Source organism: uncultured Pseudomonas sp. (assembly GCF_913777995.1).
Taxonomy (GTDB): Bacteria; Pseudomonadota; Gammaproteobacteria; order Pseudomonadales; family Pseudomonadaceae; genus Aquipseudomonas.
The window spans coordinates 96,331-114,256 of the sequence record NZ_CAJYVE010000013.1 but is presented as its reverse complement, the minus strand read 5'-3'; the positions used below and the strand labels follow the sequence as shown (position 1 = coordinate 114,256).

The 17,926-nt window shown below is 64.9% G+C and carries 22 protein-coding genes; 11 read left to right on the top strand and 11 right to left on the bottom strand.

Going from position 1 to position 17,926, the window contains the following annotated elements; all coding sequences use genetic code 11:
• Positions 1 to 50: 50 nt before the first annotated feature.
• The gene (locus tag QZ497_RS05750; RefSeq protein WP_295472054.1) at positions 51 to 287 is read left to right on the top strand and encodes a hypothetical protein; all 237 of its coding nucleotides are present in this window, start codon (positions 51 to 53) and stop codon (positions 285 to 287) included.
• 45 nt (positions 288 to 332) lie between these two features.
• On the opposite strand, the gene QZ497_RS05745 is transcribed toward QZ497_RS05750, so the two are convergent.
• Both QZ497_RS05745 and prlC read right to left on the bottom strand, forming a co-directional pair.
• Positions 333 to 617 (bottom strand): YheV family putative zinc ribbon protein, encoded by a 285-nt coding sequence (locus tag QZ497_RS05745; protein WP_295472052.1) that lies wholly within the window; start codon positions 615 to 617, stop codon positions 333 to 335.
• Positions 614 to 2,662: an oligopeptidase A gene (prlC, locus tag QZ497_RS05740; RefSeq protein WP_295472050.1), complete on the bottom strand. Its 2,049-nt coding sequence runs from the start codon at positions 2,660 to 2,662 to the stop codon at positions 614 to 616. Before prlC ends, QZ497_RS05745 begins: the two co-directional genes overlap by 4 nt.
• Before the next feature lie 103 nt (positions 2,663 to 2,765).
• Between prlC and QZ497_RS05735 the strand changes: the two genes are divergently transcribed.
• Both QZ497_RS05735 and QZ497_RS05730 read left to right on the top strand, forming a co-directional pair.
• Complete coding sequence (locus QZ497_RS05735; RefSeq protein WP_295472048.1) at positions 2,766 to 3,311, top strand: gamma carbonic anhydrase family protein; 546 nt, start codon at positions 2,766 to 2,768, stop codon at positions 3,309 to 3,311.
• 50 nt (positions 3,312 to 3,361) lie between these two features.
• Positions 3,362 to 4,009, top strand: a complete 648-nt coding sequence (locus QZ497_RS05730) for an HAD family hydrolase (RefSeq protein ID WP_295472046.1) — start codon at positions 3,362 to 3,364, stop codon at positions 4,007 to 4,009.
• Positions 4,010 to 4,019: 10 nt separating this feature from the next.
• Here the strand turns inward: QZ497_RS05730 and QZ497_RS05725 are convergent, their stop codons facing one another.
• The gene (locus tag QZ497_RS05725) at positions 4,020 to 5,078 is read right to left on the bottom strand and encodes an aminopeptidase (RefSeq protein ID WP_295472044.1); all 1,059 of its coding nucleotides are present in this window, start codon (positions 5,076 to 5,078) and stop codon (positions 4,020 to 4,022) included.
• A gap of 87 nt (positions 5,079 to 5,165) precedes the next feature.
• On the opposite strand from QZ497_RS05725, the gene QZ497_RS05720 reads away from it, so the two are divergent.
• Positions 5,166 to 5,582: a hypothetical protein gene (locus tag QZ497_RS05720; protein WP_295472043.1), complete on the top strand. Its 417-nt coding sequence runs from the start codon at positions 5,166 to 5,168 to the stop codon at positions 5,580 to 5,582.
• An 11-nt stretch (positions 5,583 to 5,593) separates the two neighbouring features.
• Here the strand turns inward: QZ497_RS05720 and QZ497_RS05715 are convergent, their stop codons facing one another.
• Complete coding sequence (locus tag QZ497_RS05715) at positions 5,594 to 5,827, bottom strand: DUF1161 domain-containing protein (RefSeq protein WP_295472041.1); 234 nt, start codon at positions 5,825 to 5,827, stop codon at positions 5,594 to 5,596.
• 116 nt (positions 5,828 to 5,943) lie between these two features.
• Complete coding sequence (locus QZ497_RS05710; protein WP_295472039.1) at positions 5,944 to 6,372, bottom strand: OsmC family protein; 429 nt, start codon at positions 6,370 to 6,372, stop codon at positions 5,944 to 5,946.
• Positions 6,373 to 6,579: 207 nt separating this feature from the next.
• Between QZ497_RS05710 and QZ497_RS05705 the strand changes: the two genes are divergently transcribed.
• Positions 6,580 to 7,581: an LLM class flavin-dependent oxidoreductase gene (locus tag QZ497_RS05705; RefSeq protein WP_295472037.1), complete on the top strand. Its 1,002-nt coding sequence runs from the start codon at positions 6,580 to 6,582 to the stop codon at positions 7,579 to 7,581.
• 93 nt (positions 7,582 to 7,674) lie between these two features.
• Here the strand turns inward: QZ497_RS05705 and QZ497_RS05700 are convergent, their stop codons facing one another.
• Positions 7,675 to 7,899 carry a DUF1161 domain-containing protein gene (locus QZ497_RS05700; RefSeq protein WP_295472035.1) on the bottom strand — a complete coding sequence of 75 codons (225 nt, stop codon included), beginning with the start codon at positions 7,897 to 7,899 and terminating at the stop codon, positions 7,675 to 7,677.
• A gap of 130 nt (positions 7,900 to 8,029) precedes the next feature.
• Positions 8,030 to 8,245 (bottom strand): dodecin, encoded by a 216-nt coding sequence (locus QZ497_RS05695; protein ID WP_295472033.1) that lies wholly within the window; start codon positions 8,243 to 8,245, stop codon positions 8,030 to 8,032.
• A 160-nt stretch (positions 8,246 to 8,405) separates the two neighbouring features.
• Here QZ497_RS05695 and QZ497_RS05690 point away from each other — a divergent pair, with 160 nt between their 5' ends.
• Positions 8,406 to 8,741: a DUF883 family protein gene (locus tag QZ497_RS05690; protein ID WP_295472031.1), complete on the top strand. Its 336-nt coding sequence runs from the start codon at positions 8,406 to 8,408 to the stop codon at positions 8,739 to 8,741.
• Here QZ497_RS05690 and QZ497_RS05685 read toward each other — a convergent pair whose 3' ends face one another.
• Positions 8,742 to 9,635 carry a LysR family transcriptional regulator gene (locus QZ497_RS05685; RefSeq protein WP_295472029.1) on the bottom strand — a complete coding sequence of 298 codons (894 nt, stop codon included), beginning with the start codon at positions 9,633 to 9,635 and terminating at the stop codon, positions 8,742 to 8,744.
• A 126-nt stretch (positions 9,636 to 9,761) separates the two neighbouring features.
• On the opposite strand from QZ497_RS05685, the gene trpB reads away from it, so the two are divergent.
• The 3 genes from trpB to QZ497_RS05670 all read left to right on the top strand — a co-directional run bounded on the left by trpB (position 9,762) and on the right by QZ497_RS05670 (position 12,385).
• Positions 9,762 to 10,991, top strand: a complete 1,230-nt coding sequence (gene trpB / locus QZ497_RS05680) for a tryptophan synthase subunit beta (RefSeq protein ID WP_295472027.1) — start codon at positions 9,762 to 9,764, stop codon at positions 10,989 to 10,991.
• Entirely contained in the window at positions 10,988 to 11,797 is an 810-nt protein-coding gene (gene trpA / locus QZ497_RS05675; RefSeq protein ID WP_295472025.1) for a tryptophan synthase subunit alpha, read from the top strand. The genes trpB and trpA overlap by 4 nt, the downstream gene beginning before the upstream one ends.
• 117 nt (positions 11,798 to 11,914) lie before the next feature.
• Entirely contained in the window at positions 11,915 to 12,385 is a 471-nt protein-coding gene (locus QZ497_RS05670; protein WP_295472023.1) for an anti-virulence regulator CigR family protein, read from the top strand.
• A gap of 98 nt (positions 12,386 to 12,483) precedes the next feature.
• Here the strand turns inward: QZ497_RS05670 and QZ497_RS05665 are convergent, their stop codons facing one another.
• The 3 genes from QZ497_RS05665 to QZ497_RS05655 form a co-directional block, all read right to left on the bottom strand.
• On the bottom strand, positions 12,484 to 12,816 hold the full coding sequence (locus tag QZ497_RS05665; protein ID WP_295472021.1) for a DOPA 4,5-dioxygenase family protein: 333 nt from the start codon (positions 12,814 to 12,816) through the stop codon (positions 12,484 to 12,486).
• 80 nt (positions 12,817 to 12,896) lie between these two features.
• Positions 12,897 to 14,249 (bottom strand): SPFH domain-containing protein, encoded by a 1,353-nt coding sequence (locus tag QZ497_RS05660; protein WP_295472019.1) that lies wholly within the window; start codon positions 14,247 to 14,249, stop codon positions 12,897 to 12,899.
• 99 nt (positions 14,250 to 14,348) lie between these two features.
• Positions 14,349 to 15,299, bottom strand: coding sequence for a LysR family transcriptional regulator (locus QZ497_RS05655; RefSeq protein WP_295472017.1), 951 nt, complete (start codon positions 15,297 to 15,299; stop codon positions 14,349 to 14,351).
• A 112-nt stretch (positions 15,300 to 15,411) separates the two neighbouring features.
• On the opposite strand from QZ497_RS05655, the gene betC reads away from it, so the two are divergent.
• Both betC and QZ497_RS05645 read left to right on the top strand, forming a co-directional pair.
• Positions 15,412 to 16,917, top strand: a complete 1,506-nt coding sequence (gene betC / locus QZ497_RS05650; RefSeq protein ID WP_295472015.1) for a choline-sulfatase — start codon at positions 15,412 to 15,414, stop codon at positions 16,915 to 16,917.
• Between the two features lie 50 nt (positions 16,918 to 16,967).
• Complete coding sequence (locus QZ497_RS05645; protein ID WP_295472014.1) at positions 16,968 to 17,894, top strand: choline ABC transporter substrate-binding protein; 927 nt, start codon at positions 16,968 to 16,970, stop codon at positions 17,892 to 17,894.
• Positions 17,895 to 17,926 lie beyond the last annotated feature (32 nt).

Below are 17,926 nucleotides of genomic sequence, written 5' to 3'. Positions count from 1 at the left end.
CCTTGCCCGACTGCCGAGTCATCGCAACCCTAACCGCTGCGAGGTGGATGATGGCTAATTACGAAGTGCGCATGTTGCTGGAGGGCTTCGAAACCTCCCGCAACCCGGAAATGCTGATCGACTTCATCAGAAACGATGAAACCACGTACTGGGCGCGTCTGGGCAGTTCGAATGCCGATGAGGATTTCGATGAAGTGCTGGACAGCGAAGAGTCCGACGCCGGTTTCGCGCCAGAAGACGAAGTACTGTTCGGCTTGGCCGCCGCATTCATGAAGAGCCTGTCGTGAAGCGCGGGGGCCCGGCGCCTGAGCAGACGCCGGGCCCCCTGACCCTCAGCTCGGGTCGACCGGCTTCTTGAGCTTCGGGTTGGGGAAGAACTGCACGCCCTGGACCTTGGGCGTGGCCGGCTTGGGCTCGGCCCGGTTGACCCGGGTGCCGAGTTCCTTGGGCACCGACAGCCCCTGGTCGTTGAGGGTGTCGGTGTAGCCGCAACTCACGCACTCGCGGTGCGGCACGCCATCTTCGCTCCACATCTTCAGCTTGTCGGATTCGCTGCACGCCGGGCACACCGCACCGGCGATGAAGCGTTTCGGGGTCACCACGGGGGCGTCGCTCATGCCGCTTCCTCACTCAGGCCACTATGGCGCAAGAGTGCATCGATCGACGGCTCGCGTCCGCGGAAATCGACGAACAGCACCATCGGCGCCTGGGAGCCACCGCGCGCCAGGATCGCCTCACGGAACGCGCGGCCGGTGTCGGCGTTAAGCACACCTTCTTCCTCGAACTTCGAGAAGGCGTCGGCCGACAGCACTTCGGCCCACTTGTAGCTGTAGTAACCCGCCGCGTAACCACCGGCGAAAATGTGCGCGAAGCCGTTGGCGAAGCGGTTGAACGCCGGCGGACGCATCACCGACACCTCGTCACGCACGCCTTCGAGCACCTGCAGCACGCTGCGGCCGTCGCCGTGGGTGGCGTGCAGTTCGAAGTCGAACAGCGAGAACTCCAGCTGGCGCACCATCATCAGGCCGGACTGGAAATTCTTCGCCGCCAGCATCTTCTCCAGCAGGTCCTGCGGCAACGGCTCGCCGGTCTCGTAGTGGCCGGAAATCAGCGCCAGGCCCTCGGGTTCCCAGCACCAGTTCTCCATGAACTGACTCGGCAGTTCCACGGCATCCCAGGCCACGCCGTTGATGCCGGACACCCCGGCGTGCTCGACGCGGGTCAGCAGGTGATGCAGGCCATGGCCGAATTCGTGGAACAGCGTGGTGACCTCATCGTGGGTCAGCAGCGCCGGCTTGCCGGGCGAAGCCGGGGTGAAGTTGCACACCAGGTTGGCCACCGGACTCTGCAGACGGCCATCGGCGGTGCGCCGACGGTCGCGGGCGCCGTCCATCCAGGCGCCGCCACGCTTGTTGGCGCGGGCATACAGGTCGAAGAAGAAGCGCCCGACGTGCTGGCCGTTCTCCTTGATCTCGAACAGGCGCACGTCCGGGTGCCAGGTGTCGAACCCCTTCAGCTCGTTGATCTCGATGCCATACAGGCGCTGGACGATGGCTAACAGGCCGCCGAGTACCTTGTCGATCGGGAAGTAGGCACGCAGGATTTCCTGCGACACGCTGTAGCGCTGCTCGCGCAATTTCTCGCCGTAGTAGCCGGTGTCCCAGCTCTGCAGGTCCGGGCAGCCCTGTTCGGCGGCGAAGGCCTTTAGCTGTTCCAGGTCCTGGGCGGCGAACGGTTTGCTGCGGGCGGCCAGGTCACGCAGGAAGCTCAGCACCTGGTCGCTGGACTCGGCCATCTTGGTCGCCAGGCTCAGTTCGGCGAAGTTGGCGAAGCCCAGCAGGCCGGCCAGTTCCTGGCGCAGATCGAGAATCTGCTGCATCACCGGACCGTTGTCATTCTGCCCGGCGTTCGGCCCCTGGTCGGAGGCGCGGGTGCAGTAGGCGGTGTAGACCTCTTCACGCAGGGCGCGGTCGTGGGCGTAGGTCATCACCGCGTAGTAGCTGGGGAATTCCAGGGTGATCAGCCAGCCGTCCAGGTCACGGGCCTTGGCGGCAGCGGCCATCTGTTGCTTGGCCGACTCGGTCAGGCCATCCAGCGCCGCTTCATCGGTGACCAGTTTGGTCCAGGCCTGAGTGGCGTCGAGCAGCTGGTTGGAAAACTGGCTGCCCAGTTCCGACAGCTTGCTCTGCACTTCGGCGTAGCGCTTCTGCTGCTCGGGCGGCAGGTCGATGCCCGACAGGCGGAAATCGCGCAGGGCGTGTTCGAGGAGGGTCTTCTGGCCGATGTCGAAACCGGCAGCGGCCGGGCTGGCGGCCAAGGCCTCATAGGCCTGGAACAGCTCGCGGTTCTGGCCCATTTCGGTGGAATAGGCACTCAGTGCTGGCAGGCAGGACTCGTAGGCTTCACGCAGCTCGGCACTGTTACACACCGCATTGAGGTGGCTGACCGGGCTCCAGGCGGCGCCCAGGCGGTCGTTGAGCTCGTCCATCGCCAGCACCAGCCCGGCCCAGTCCGGCTGCTTGCCCTGTTCGGCCAGGAGGCTGGCGATGGCGGCACGGTTGTCGGCGAGGATCTGGTCGATGGCCGGCTTGACGTGTTCGGCACGGATCGCCGAGAAGGGAGGCAGGTCGTAGGGTTGCAGAAGCGGGTTGTTCGCGCTCACGGTTTTGCACCTTGGCTGTGAAGAAACACTCGGCCATCTTAATTACAATCGCCCGCACACGCAGCACCGAAACGCTCTATCACCGGCAAACAGGGAGGCTATCGTGGCCCTTCGCAGATTCCAGAACCACACCCCGGGCCTTGGCGAACGGGCTTTCGTCGACAGCTCGGCCATCGTCATCGGCGATGTACAGATCGGCGACGACAGCTCGGTCTGGCCGCTGACCGTGGTGCGCGGCGACATGCACCGCATCCGTATCGGCGCACGCACCAGCGTGCAAGACGGCAGCGTGCTGCACATCACCCATGCCGGTCCGTTCAACCCCGAGGGTTTCCCGCTGCTGATCGGCGACGAAGTGACCATCGGCCACAAGTGCATGCTGCATGGCTGCACCCTCGGCAACCGCATTCTGGTCGGCATGGGCACTACCGTGATGGATGGCGCGGTGGTCGAGGACGAAGTGATCATCGGTGCCGGCAGCCTGGTCCCACCCGGCAAGGTGCTGGAGCGCGGCTTTCTGTACGTGGGTCGCCCGGTGAAACAGGTGCGCCCGCTCACCGAAAAGGAAATCGCCTTCTTCCCCTACAGCGCCGCCAACTACGTGAAACTCAAGGACCAGCACCTGGCCGAAGGTTTCGACCAGCCTTGACTGCCCCCCTGGCCGGCGTCAGCCGGCCCCACCGCAACGAGCCCGTTTTCATGCATCAGCAGAACATTCTTTTCGACCTCGACGGCACCCTGACCGACCCACGCCTGGGCATCACCCGCTCGATCCAGTTCGCCCTGGCGAAGCTGGGTATCGATGAGCCGGACATCACCCGCCTGGAACACTTCATCGGCCCGCCGCTGCTGCAGGCCTTCATGCAGTTCTATGCCATGGACGAGGCGCGGGCCTGGGAGGCGGTGAATTTCTACCGCGAACGCTTCCGGGTCACCGGCCTGTACGAGAACCAGGTGTTCGACGGTATTCCACACCTGCTGGAAAGCCTGGCAGGGCAGGGCCGCACGCTGTACGTCGCGACCTCCAAGCCTTGGGAGTTCGCTCGCGAGATCGCCCGGCATTTCGATTTCGCCCGGCACTTCAAGGTGATCTACGGCAGCGAGCTGGACGGCACCCGCACCGACAAGGTCGAGCTGATTGCCCACCTGCTCGACCAGGAACGCCTCGACCCGGCACAGACCCTGATGATCGGCGACCGCAAGCATGACCTCATCGGCGGGCGACGCAATGGCCTGCAGGTTGCGGCGGTGGGCTATGGCTTCGGCAGCGCCGAGGAACTGCACGCCGAAGCGCCAGATTTCCACTTCAACAGCGTCGCCGAACTGCACCAGGCTTTCCAGCGCTGATCGAGGCCATTCACCGGGGCATCAGGTCCTGCAAGGCCTGGGTGCGCGCGGGTGCGGGCAGTTTGCCAAGGCGCTCGACTTCGACATAGAAGCGCGACCAGTCACCGCCGACCTGGCGGAACACGGCGGCGAAGGCCGGCACCCACTGATCGTAAAGGCCGAAGGGCAGCAGCTTGGCGTTATTCAGGGGCGCGTCGATCCAGGCATCGAAGCGTTTGTCGCCCGGCCACTGGCGGTCGCGCAGTTGTCGGTACTCGTGCCGCAAGCGCTCGAACTCCGCGGCCTTGCGGGCGCGCATCTCGCTGGCGGGCAACGGCTGCGCATACAGCGTGCGCAAGCGTTGCCGGGTGTCGAGCACCAGCCGCGTCAGGGCGTCGCGCTGGGCGCTGCGGCTGTCGTCCTGCGGCGGCAGGCCCCGCGCAGCACGCCATTGGCGGGTGCCTTCCTGCTCGACGAAGCTGGCGTAGGACTCGTTGAACGCGGTGTCGTCTTTCACGTAGAAGCGCTGGTGCGCCAGCTCGTGGAAGATCAGCGTCGCCAGGCGTTCGTCGCCCCAGCCCAGCATGGTGTTGAGGATCGGGTCGGCAAACCAGCCCAGGGTCGAATAGGCCTCGATGCCGGCGACGAAGACATCCTTGCCGGCCTGGCGCTGCAGGGCCGCTTCGCCACGTGCGCCGCCGAGGCTGTAATAGCCGCGATAGGCCACGCAGCCGGCAATCGGGAAGCAGTGGGTCAGTGGGTCTAGGGAGAACTCATCGGTGGCGAAAACGTTGTACACCACGTAGGGCCGCCCGATGTCGGCATACAGCCGGTAGCTGCGGTTATCGGGCAAGTGCAGCTGCGCGGTGGCGAAGTCCCGCGCCTGCTGGGCCAGCGCCAGGCGCTTGCGCAGTGCCGCATCGCGGGCCGGGTCGGCCAAGATGTCGGCCACCGGCTCGCGGGCGGCGAGCAGTTGCAGCTGTCCGCTGGCCAGTTGGCTGTAATAGGAGAAACTGGAACATCCGCCCAGCCACGTTGCCAACAGTAGCGGTACGGCGCGCCAAAGGCGGGAAACATCGAGTGCTGGCATACACGGCTCTGCACAGAGAAAACATGCCAGGCAGGACAGCGAGAAGCGCCGCCACTATCATCGCAACACCTTCATGCGGAGCCTGCCATGCGCCCCATACTACCGCTTATCGCCGTCGGCATCCTGGCTGGATGCGCAGGTCCCTTGCCCATGCATGACCCGGCCATGGCCTGGGTCGACCTCACCACCACCACGGGCAAGCTGGTGATGGCCGACAAGCTCGACCGTCAGCGCACCGAAGACGGTCGCTACTTCCAGGTATCACCCGGTCGTCATGAACTGCAGGTGCGTTTCGACTACGAATATCGCGCAGGCATGGCCCTGGGCATGTTTGCCGACGACTACACCGAGATCACCTGCTTCATCCGCCTGAGCTACGACCACTTCGAGGCGGGGGAGCGCTACCGCCTCGAAGTCCGCTCGCTGGCCAACGACGTGGACGCCTGGCTGTACGACGCCAAGCGCCAGGAAGTGGCCAGGCTGTCAGACATGCAGTGCCTGTAGCCGGTGATTCTTCAGCGGTCGTTCTTCTGGTAGATGATCTTGCGGGTACCGTTGTCGCAACTGCCGACCACCATGTTGGGGTCCTTGACTTCATCGTTGCTGACGATTTCCAGGGTGTAGGAGTTGACGTTGTTGGCCTGGATCCTGGCTTCGATCTCGTCCTTGAGTTCATCGCAGGACTTCGGCGCCGCCAGCGCGGTACCGGCCAGCAGGGATAGGCTGAGGGCGAAGAGCAGATGTTTCATTGTCGGTCCTTCCTGACGGGGCACGCACATAGGTGCCGATACCCGTTGGACAGGGCAGATCGCCATCCGGTTCGTCGGCGGGCGACCCGCCACTGGCAGGCCGCCGCGCCAGCGCGTCAGAGCAGGGTGGCTTCCAGGGTGATGTTGGCGTTGAGCACCTTGGAGACCGGGCAGCCTTCCTTGGCCTTCTGGGTCAGTTCATGGAACTGATCTTCGCTGGCGCCCGGCACCTTGGCCTTGAGCACCAGGTGAATGTCAGTGATGGCAAAGCCGTCGGGCTGCTTGTTCAGCGTCACTTGGGCTTCGGTGTCGATGCTTTCGGCGGTCAGGCCGGCTTCGCCGAGGATCATCGACAGCGCCATGGAGAAGCAGCCGGCGTGTGCCGCGCCGATCAGTTCTTCAGGGTTGGTGCCCTTGCCGCCTTCGAAGCGTGCGTTGAAACCATAAGGGGCTTCGCGCAGCACACCGGTTTCAGTGGAGATGTGGCCAGTCCCTTTCTTCAGGTCGCCTTGCCAATGGGCGGAAGCTTTCTTGACGATGCTCATGGTGTCTCCTTGCGAACGAGTGAATGTTTCGTGCAGCAACAGGGATTCTGAGGATAGCCGCCGGAAGAAAGTTCAAAGGCTTAATTCCTACTACCAAAGTAGGAAATTTCACGTCCAGGCATTGAAAACGGCCTTTACGGCCCTTACTGCTGTTCCTACTCCAGGCCTTTGCGCCTGCCTACCTCTGCACAGGAGCTCGCGTGGCTTATGAAACGCCTGTCCGACATCAAGATTTCCACCCTCGACCTAGTGCCCGTCCGTGAGGACAAGGGTCCGGCCGATGCCCTGCATCGCTCGCTGGACCTGGCCCGACATGTCGAAAAGCTCGGCTTCAACCGCTTCTGGGTCGCCGAGCACCACAACATGGACGGCATCGCCAGCTCCGCGACCTCGGTGCTGCTGGCCTACCTTGCGGGCGGCACCTCAACCATTCGCGTGGGCTCCGGCGGGGTGATGCTGCCCAACCACGCACCGCTGGTGATCGCCGAACAGTTCGGCACCCTGGCCAGCCTGTATCCCGGACGCATCGACCTGGGCCTGGGCCGTGCCCCGGGCTCCGACCAGATGACCGCCCGTGCGCTGCGTCGCGAACGCTCCGGCAGTGCCGACGATTTTCCCGATGACGTGGCCGAGCTGATGGCCTACCTCGGCCCGCGCAGCCCCGAGCAGAAAGTGATCGCCGTGCCCGGCCATGGCACCCAGGTACCGGTGTGGCTGCTGGGTTCGAGCCTGTTCAGCGCACAGCTGGCCGGCATGCGTGGCTTGCCCTACGCCTTCGCCTCGCACTTCGCGCCGCGCTACATGCACGAGGCGATCCGCGTGTATCGCAACCACTTCCAGCCTTCGGAAGTGCTCGACAAGCCCTATGTGATGCTGGGTGTACCGCTGGTGGCGGCCGACAGCGACGAGCAGGCCGAATACCTGGCCACCTCCGTCTACCGGCGAATCCTGGCGTTGATACGTGGCCATAGCCTGGTGCAGCGCCCACCGGTGCCGAGCATGGACGGCCTGTGGCTGCCGCATGAACGCGAAGCGGTGATGAGCTTTCTGGGGCTGGCGGTGATCGGCGGGCCGGAGAAGGTCCGCGCCAAGCTGGACGTGCTGCTGGAACAGACCGACGCCGACGAACTGATCTTCACCTGCGACCTGTTCGAGCATGACGACCGCTTGAGGTCGTTCGAGATTCTGGCCGAAGCGGCCAAGGGCTGAACCGCCTGCCGGGCAGGTTCGCCCCTACCGCTGCAAGGCGGTGCAGGAGCGACCTGTCGCGCAGGTAGCGGTCAACAACGGCGTGGACTTGAATCACCCACGCTTGTAGACGATTGCCTTGCTGCCGCCTTCACACATGCCGACCACTTTCTGATCCGCAATCGAGCCTTTGTCCACCACGTCCAGCGTGTAGGACGACACGCCCTTGGCCTGCAGCTTGGCGTCGATTTCCGCTTTCAATTCCTCGCAGGGCTTGCCTGCGGCCATGGCAGTGCCTGCCAGGCTCAACAAACCTACCGCCAACATGAATCGCTTCATGAGCACATCCTCCTGATTCGGCTGGTTCAGGGGCACCTCGCGATGAAGCCGCCCCGACTATGAGTAGCGCAGGCTATGGCAGTGAGCCAGCTCGAAGGTTCATAGCGGCCCACCCGGAATGTGACGCGTGTCAGCTATTGGCGATACGAAAGCCCACCTTGAGGGTCACCTGGAAGTGCGCCACCTTGCCGTTTTCGATATGCCCGCGGGTCTCGGTGACTTCGAACCATTCCAGGTGGGTCAGGGACTTGCTGGCTTCGGCGATGGCGTTGTTGATGGCGTCTTCGACAGAGGTGGTAGACGAGCCGACCAGCTCGATCTTCTTGTAGGTGCGGTGATCACTCATGGCAGTTCTCCTTGTGAAATGGCTGAGCGCGGGCTGCTGGCGCTCCCTGTTTCTGTGTGGAAAAGCCGCACAAAAGTTCAGCCGGCAAATTGCTCTGCACTTTTCAAAACCCTTGCAGTCGGAAAAAACACACCCTACTCACCACTGCAGGAGAAATACCATGGCCAGTTCTTCACTCCGCAAGGCTTCGCTGCAAAGTGTGGAAGCAGAGATCGAAAGCTTGCTCAAGTCGCTGGAAAGCCTGAAAGCCGACGCCTCCGAGGAGTCGCACAAGACCCTCAAGAGCCTCAAGGCCAGTGCCGAGCGCGCCTTGGGCCATTCCCGTGGCCTGCTCAGCGACCTGGGCGACGTGTACGCCGACGTGAAGGTCAAGACCCGTGAAAACGCCATCGCCACCCGCGACTACGCCCAGGAACATCCCTGGACCACCGCCGGCGTCGCAGTTGGCGCCATCGGCCTGCTGGCCGCCTACCTGCTGTGCAAACGCGGCAACTGATCAGCCGCTTCCTCGCAGCTCATTCCTGAGCCATTGGGCCAGTTGACGGGCACGCCCGTCAGCGGCCCGGCGAGGCAGCCACAAGGCCAGCCGCGCCGGGGTTTGCGTAAAACCCCAGGGCGAGGCCAGGCGTCCGGCGCGCAGGTCATCGCTGACCAGCGGCTCTGGCGCAATCGCCACACCCAGGCCTGCCACGGCCGCCTCCAGCAAGTAATACAAATGCTCGAATCCCTGCCCGAAACGCAGTGCCTGCGGATCGATACCCTGCTGTTGCGCCCAGGCCGGCCAGGCTTGCGGCCTTGAAGCGGTATGCAGCAGTGGCTCGTTCAACAAGGCCCGGGCCGGCGCATCCCGCAGCGTCTCGTAGCGCGCCGAACGCGGGCTGAGCACCGGCCCGATGCGCTCGGCCGCCAGCTCCAGCACCTGCATGTCGGCCGGCCACGGCGGCTCGGCGAACACCAGCAAGGCATCCAGCCCGGGCCGTCGCGGATCAAGATCACCTTCGCCCGCGGAGAGGTGCAGGCGCAGGTCTGGCAGCTCGGCGTTCAGGCGCCCGAGACGCGGAATGAACCAGCGCGCCAGCAGGCTGCCGGAGCAGCCCAGCACGAAGGGCGCATCGCTGCCACCCTGGTTCAGCTCCGCGCACACCTGGCGCAGGCGGTCGAAGGCTTCCCCACTGACGTCACGCAGCCGCACCCCGGCATCTGTGAGTTTCAGGCCTCGGCCCTCCTTGCTGAACAGGCTGACGCCCAGGTGCTCTTCGAGCACCTTCAGCTGCCGACTTACCGCACCATGGGTGACATGCAGCTGTTCCGCCGCCTGGCTGACGCTGCCCAGGCGGGCCACCGCCTCGAAGGCGCGCAAGGCATTCAACGGAGGAAGATCTCGGTTCATGGACAGTTGAGTTTTCCTGACAGGTTGCGGCGATCTTATCGGTTTTCAGGCGGGCCTGCGCTGGTTAGAGTGTGTCCATTGCCGCCACGGCTCAATTCATTTGCCCTGTGCAACCCGGAGTAGTTCATGACCCAGACCCCACTGCGCAACGGTCCCGACGCCAACGGCCTGTTCGGTTCGTTCGGCGGCCGCTACGTCGCCGAAACCCTGATGCCCCTGGTCCTCGACCTGAACCGCGAGTATGAAGCCGCCAAGGCCGACCCGGCGTTCGCCGAGCAACTGGCCTACTTCCAGCGCGACTACGTGGGCCGGCCCAACCCGCTGTACTACGCCGAACGCCTGAGCGATGCCCTGGGCGGCGCACGGATCTTCTTCAAGCGTGAAGAGCTGAACCACACCGGCGCGCACAAGATCAACAACTGCATCGGCCAGGTGCTGCTGGCCAAGCGCATGGGCAAGACCCGCCTGATCGCCGAAACCGGTGCCGGCATGCACGGCGTGGCCACCGCCACCGTTGCTGCACGCTTCGGCCTGCCCTGCGTGATCTACATGGGCGCCACCGATATCGAGCGCCAGCAGGCCAACGTGTTCCGCATGAAGCTGCTGGGCGCCGAGATCGTTCCGGTGACCTCCGGCACCGGCACCCTCAAGGACGCCATGAACGAGGCGCTGCGCGACTGGGTCACCAACGTCGACAACACCTTCTACCTGATCGGCACCGTAGCCGGCCCGCATCCTTACCCAGCCATGGTCCGTGACTTCCAGTCGGTGATCGGCAAGGAAGCCAAGGAGCAGATGCTCGAGAAGGAAGGCCGCCTGCCCGACAGCCTGGTCGCCTGCGTTGGCGGCGGCTCCAACGCCATGGGCCTGTTCCACCCGTTCCTGGATGACGCCAGCGTGCAGATCATCGGCGTCGAGGCCGGTGGCCATGGCGTCGACACCGACAAGCACGCGGCCAGCCTCAACGGTGGCGTGCCGGGCGTGCTGCACGGCAACCGTACCTACCTGCTGCAGAACGACGACGGCCAGATCGCCGACGCCCACTCGATTTCCGCGGGTCTCGACTACCCCGGCATCGGCCCGGAACACGCCTGGTTGCACGAAGTGAAGCGCGTCGAGTACGTGAGCATCACCGACGACCAGGCCCTGGACGCCTTCCACCAGTGCTGCCGCCTGGAAGGCATCATCCCGGCGCTGGAAACCGCTCACGCCCTGGCTGAAGCCATCCGCCGCGCGCCGACCCTGGGCAAGGACCACCTGATGGTGGTGTGCTTCTCGGGCCGTGGCGACAAAGACATGCAAACCGTGATGACCCATATGGCCGAGGCCGAAAAGAACCAGGAGAAGCAGGCATGAGCCGTCTCGAACACCGTTTTGCCCAGCTCAAGGCCGAAGGCCGTGCCGCCCTGGTGACCTTCATCACCGCCGGAGACCCCGGCTACGACACCTCGCTGAAGATTCTCAAGGGCCTGCCGGCTGCCGGTGCCGACGTGATCGAACTGGGCATGCCGTTCACCGACCCGATGGCCGACGGCGTGGCCATCCAGCTGGCCACCCTGCGTGCGCTGGACGCTGGCCAGACCCTGGCGAAAACCCTGCAGATGGTCCGCGAGTTCCGTGCCGACGACAGCACCACGCCCATCGTGCTGATGGGTTACTACAACCCGATCCACCGCTTCGGCGTCGACGCCTTCGTCGCCCAGGCCAAGGAAGCCGGGGTCGATGGCCTGATCATCGTCGACCTGCCACCGGAGCACGACGGCGAGCTGGCCACCCCGGCGCAGGCCTCGGGCATCGACTTCATCCGCCTGACCACCCCGACCACCGACGATGCGCGCCTGCCACGAGTGCTGGAGCGCAGCTCCGGGTTCGTCTACTACGTGTCGGTTGCCGGTGTCACCGGTGCCGGTTCGGCGACCACCGAGCACGTCACCGAGGCCATCGAGCGTCTGCGTCGGCACACCTCGCTGCCGATCAGCGTCGGCTTCGGCATCCGCACTCCTGAACAGGCCGCCGCCATCGCGCGCCTGGCCGACGGGGTGGTGGTCGGCTCGGCACTGGTCGATCAGATCGCTAAGGCCGGCTCGCCCGAACAGGCCGTCGACGGCGTGCTGAGCCTGTGCGCAGCGCTGGCCGAAGGCGTGCGCGGCGCGCGGGTGTAAAGATCCTGATACAGAGGAATTTCGCCGGGCGCGGGTGACTCTACAGGACAAGACTCAAGGGGTTCGGACCAGCGGTCCGAGCCCCTTTTTCATTGCCTGATACCGAGGAGCCTGCCCATGAAACTGCCAAACCGCGTCGTCGCCGGCTTGGGAATCCTGATGATCAGCGCCAGTTCGCTGCTGCAGGCCGCACCGCCCGACGGGCGTGGGCCGGGGCAGAACGAACGGGGCGGGCCTCAACAGGGGCCGGGCGACAACCCGGGGCGCGGCCACGGTAACGGTCCCGCAGGGCAAGGGCCTCAGGGCGAGCGGGGCGGACACCGTCCACCGCAGGATTTCGGCCCGGTACGCCAGACCATCGTGCAATACCGTGACGTGATCGGCCGGGGCCAGCCGCTGCCGCCGGGCATCATCGTGGCCAGGGGCAAGCCGCTGCCACCCGGCTACGGCAAGCGCCTGGACCGCCGCGCCTTGCAGCACCTGCCGCATTACGAAGGTTATGAATGGCGCCGCCTGGGCACCGACGTGGTGCTGATCGCCGTGGGCACCGGGATTGTCTACGCCATTCTGGATGGCGTGCTGAACTGAGCCGCCTTGAGGGGCGGCGTTACGGGCAAGGCCGGCCTCAGTCGGGAAGGGGGGCGAGATTTGGCGCGGCTAACGCCGCGCCTACCGGCTGCACGGCATCAGCGTGCAAAGGCTTCCAGGTTCAACGGCCGTACCGCCCCCATCCAGATCGCATGGGCGGTATGGTCGGCCAGGTCGTCGCCGGTCAGCGGGTGCAGGAATACCACCAGCTCCTTACGGTTCAACGCCAGCCACAGCACGATATCGGCAAAGTCCTTGTGGGAAAAAGCCAACTGGCAGCTCCATTCAGGGTGTGGGCCGACCAGGCGTTGATGGACCCGCCCCATCTGGATATCGAAACGCGCCGTGGCGGCTTCGCACAGGGCGCGGGCCTGGTCGAGGGTCTGGGCATCGAAGTAGACGTGGGCGTGGTAGCCCTGAATTGATGGCATGGGATTGCTCCAACAAGCGGCCCTGAAAAAAGGCGTGTTATCCCATGCCGGGCGCCGCCCTCGCAAACCTGGTGGCCGGCTCAGCCGCCCGGTTTCAGGTCAAGGGCCATGTCCTTGGCCGCCTTGGCGGCCAGCACGCCCATCAGCTGGCTCAGCTCATCCTGACGGCCGACCGCCCCAGAGCCGGCAGCGCCCATCATCACACCGGGCACCGGGGCCTGCGCCGCTGCCTGGGCCCAGGCGCGGTTGATCTCGACCAACGCATCCAGCTTGGACTGCAAGGCGCCGTCCGCCTTCAGCGCGGCCTCGCGAGCGTGTGCTTCGGCATCGGCGGTGATACGCGTGGCAGCGGCGGTGGTCACGGCCTTTTCGCGCAGCAGCTCGGCGGTCTGCTTCTCGATCTCGGCGCGGCTGCGTTCGCGCTCGGCACTGATCACTGCCAGCTGCTTCTCGGTTTCCGCCTGGGTGGTGCGGGCGATCTGGTCACGCAGGGTTTCCTGGCGCTTGGCCTCGACTTCCTTTTCGCCACGGGCGGTGACCAGGCGTTTCTCTTCTTCCTCCTTGAGGCGGTTCTGCCGCGCCACTGCCAGCTCGGCCAGGGCATGCTGGACCTTGAGCATGCGTTCACGGTACTGCGGGTTGGGGTCGATGTTGGTGATCCGCGCCTCGACCACCTCCACGCCGAAGCGGCGGAACTGCTGCTGTTTGCGGATCGGCACGTTCTTGTCGTCGGTGACCTTCTCGGTGATGTACTGGCTGCCGGAGTTGTGGCCGAACTGCCCCTGTTCGGTGCCGGCCTGCAGAATCGCCGTCTGGTCGGGCAGGCGGCCTTGGACGCGGCGCACTTCCTTGCGCTTGATGAGGTACAGCCCGTCCTTGAGCTGGTTTTCGAATTCGGCGGCGAACTCGCTGCGCGCCCCGGCGTAGTAGTCGTCGGCAGTCATCAGTGAGGCCGTGGCCTGCAGGGTTTCCTTGATCGCCGGCAACAGCGCGCTGCGGATGAAGTTGTCCGGGTTGCGGTATTCCTGGGCGATGGTCAGGAAGGCCTCGCCGCTGGGCAGGCGAAACCGCGCGGCAGATTCGACCTTGGCGTCGACGTTGCCGAGGAACACGATGGGAAAGGTCTCGATGGTTGCACCCAACGCGTCGTTTTCGGGGTTTTCGTCGAGCTTGTCCAGCGCCAGCACCGATTGCACGCTGATGGCTTTCTTCCACACCGTGGCCCGACCGAACCAGCGCGTGGCGTAGCCCACGTCATCGACGATCTTCTCGTCGCCGAAAATGGTGCGCACGTGGGTCATGTAGCCGGCTTCGTTGTAGAAGAACATGCTGTTGAACAGGATCGGCGAGCCGACCAGCAAGGCGCCAGGTAGCCAGAGTCTTTTCAGCCACTTCCTGTAGAAGGCCTGGGTGGGGGTGATCAGCGGCTGCATCGCGATGTCCTTATGCGAGAAAAGCGCGCAGTCTTGCATCGACGCCGTACAAGTATCTGTCAGAAGCCGCTGCAGTCTTTGTAGGGCTTCATCAACAGCTCATACCGCCAACGGTGGTAAAGGTCGCTGTGGTGATGCACCGCGGCTGCGCGCCTGCTCGTTCGCCAGCCACTCGACGAACTGCTCGACCAGCTGCTGGCGACGTTTGCGTGGCGGCAGCACCACGTAATAGCCCGAGGCCGACTGCACCACGGCGTCCAGCGGCCGGCACAGCAGGCCCTGCTCCAGCAGGTCGTCGACCAGGTGTCGCCAGCCCAGCGCCACCCCCTGACCGCCAATCGCGGCCTGGATCAGCAGGGTGTAGTTGTCGAAGCGCAACTGGCCGGGCGCCGGCGCCTGGGCAATACCGAGGGCGCGGAACACCCCGGCCCAGTCGAACCAGCGCGGGCTGCCCTCGCTGCGCAAATGCAGCAGCGGCAGGTCGCACAAGGCATCGGGCGGCAAGGGCAGGGGGCGGCCAGCCAGCAGGCCGGGGCTGCACACCGGGAACACCTCTTCGCTGAACAGCCAGTGGCTCTCGCCCTGGCGAAAACGACCGTCGCCGAACAGCACCGCGACGTCGATGTCGGGCCGCAGCATGGTCTGGCTGCGTTCACCGGTAACCAGGCTGACGTCCACATCCGGGTTGAGCTGGTGGAAGCGATGCAGGCGCGGCATCAGCCAGTAGGCCGCGAAGGCGAAGTCCGTGGCCACCTGCAGCACCTCGTGCTGGGCGCGCCGGGTGATATTGGCCAGGCCCTGGTCCATGGCCTGCAGCCCGGTCTGCACGTGGCCGAGCAACTGCTCACCGGCTTCGGTCAACACGATGCCACGGTAGACCCGGTCGAACAGCCGAGTCGCCAGCCGGTCCTCCAGGCGCCTGATCTGCTGGCTGATGGCCGGCTGGGTGGTGCCCAGCTCACTCGCCGCCGCCGTGAAACTGCGCAGTCGTCCGGCAGCCTCGAATACGCGCAGCAGATCCAGAGACAATTCGCCGAGACTCTCAAACATAAGCTGTACTTATCCTAGGCATTGCCAGACATGGGCTTTACCGGGAAAACCGGCGTCTTCATCCTGCGATGCAACACTTTTGCATAAAAACCTGCAATGGGATGCCGCTGCGATGAAACAACCGAACATCCTCTTCATCATGGCCGACCAGATGGCCGCCCCCATCCTGCCCCTACACGGCCCGTCGCCCATTCGCCTGCCACACCTCAGCCGCCTGGCCGAGCAGGCGGTGGTGTTCGATGCGGCGTACTGCAACAGCCCGTTGTGCGCGCCGTCGCGCTTCACCCTGGTCAGCGGCCAGTTGCCGAGCCAGATCGGCGCCTACGACAACGCGGCGGATTTCCCGGCCGATATACCCACCTATGCGCACTACCTGCGCAACCTCGGCTACCGCACCGCCCTGGCGGGCAAGATGCATTTCTGCGGGCCGGACCAGCTGCACGGTTACGAAGAGCGGCTGACCAGCGACATCTACCCGGCCGACTACGGCTGGGCGGTGAACTGGGACGAACCGGACGTACGACCCAGCTGGTACCACAACATGTCGTCGGTGCTGCAGGCCGGCCCCTGCGTGCGCACCAACCAGCTGGATTTCGACGAGGAAGTGCTGTTCAAGGCCCGCCAGTACCTGTTCGATCATGTTCGCGAAGGCGGCGAGGCGCCGTTCTGCCTGACCGTGTCGATGACCCACCCACACGACCCGTACACCATTCCCAAGGCGTTCTGGGACCTGTACCGCGACGATGAGATTCCCATGCCGGTGGCGCATGCCGACCAGGACGCCCTGGATCCGCACTCGCAGCGCTTGTTGAAGGTCTACGACCTGTGGGACAAGCCGTTGCCGCTGGACAAGATCCGCGATGCTCGGCGCGCCTACTTCGGCGCCTGCAGTTACATCGACCACAACATCGGCCAGTTGCTGCAGACCCTCGAAGACACCGGCCTGGCCGACGACACGCTGATCGTGTTCTCCGGCGACCACGGCGACATGCTCGGCGAGCGCGGCCTCTGGTACAAGATGCACTGGTTCGAGATGGCCGCCCGGGTGCCTTTGCTGGTGCACGCCCCCAGGCAGTTCGCCGCACGGCGCGTGCGCGAAGCGGTGTCCACCGCCGACCTGCTGCCGACCCTGGTGGAACTGGCCGGCGGCCAGGTCGACGCACGCCTGCCGCTGGATGGCCGCTCGCTGCTGCCGCACCTGCGCGGCGAGGGCGGGCATGACGAGGTGTTCGGCGAGTACATGGCCGAAGGTACCACCAGCCCGCTGATGATGATTCGCCGCGGCCGCTACAAATTCATCTACTCCGAGCAAGACCCCTGCCTGCTGTTCGACGTGGCCAATGACCCGCAGGAGCGCGAGGAACTGAGCGGCTCGGCGGCGCATCGCGCCCTGTTCGAGGCCTTCCTGGCCGAGGCCCGGGCACGCTGGGACATACCGCGCATTCACCAGCAGGTGCTTGCCAGCCAGCGTCGCCGACGCCTGGTGGGCAAGGCCCTGGCCACCGGCAAACTGAAGAGCTGGGACCACCAGCCCTGGGTCGACGCCAGCCAGCAGTTCATGCGCAACCACATCGACCTCGACGACCTGGAGCGCCGCGCGCGCTTTCCCAGACCCTGACGGTTTTTCCATTCCGCTGCCAACACCCATAACCCACAAAGGGCAACGCCATGAAAACCTTACCCGCGATGCTGATGGCCAGTGTGATGACCCTGGCCGGCCTGTCCGCCCAGGCCGACGAACAGAGCTGCAAGACCGTGCGCATGGCCGACCCCGGCTGGAGCGATATCGCCGCCACCAACGCCATCGCCGGTTTGCTGCTCGATGGCCTGGGCTACAGCCAGAAGGTCGATACCCTGGCGGTGCCGATCGCCTACGGCGGGTTGAAGGACGGCCAGCTGGACGTGTTCCTGGGCAACTGGATGCCGGCCCAGCAGGGTTTTCATGACAAGTTCGTGGCCAGCGGCGACGTGACCTCGCTGGCCACCAACCTGGAGGGCACCGAGTTCACCCTGGCCGTTCCGGACTACGTGTGGGACGCCGGGATCCACGACTTCGCTGATCTGCAGCGCTTCGCCGACAAGTTCGGCAGCAAGATCTACGGTATCGGTGCCGGTGCGCCGGCCAACCTGTCGCTGCAGGAGATCATCAAGAACAACGACTTCGGGCTGGGCGGCTGGAAGCTGGTGGAGTCCAGCGAGCAGGCGATGCTCGCCGAGGTCAACCGCAACGTGAAGCGCAAGGCCTTCGTGGTGTTCCTAGGCTGGACGCCGCACCCGATGAACGTGCAGATAAAGGGCATGCATTACCTCAAGGGCGGTGAGAAGTACTTCGGCAGCAGCGGCACCGTGCATACCCTGACCCGCAAGGGCTACGCCGAGGCCTGCCCGAATGCGGCGCGGCTGTTCGGCAACCTGAGGTTCACCCTGGACATGGAGAACAGCATCATGGCCACGGTGGTCAACGAGAAACTCAGCAACCAGGATGCCGCCCGGGCGTGGATCAAGGCCAACCCGGCGGTGCTGGAAAAGTGGCTGGACGGGGTCAAGACCCTGGATGGCCAGGATGGCCTGGCGGCGCTGAAGACCAAGCTGTAACGGGTAGAAGCGCTGGGGCACAGAGCAGTTCA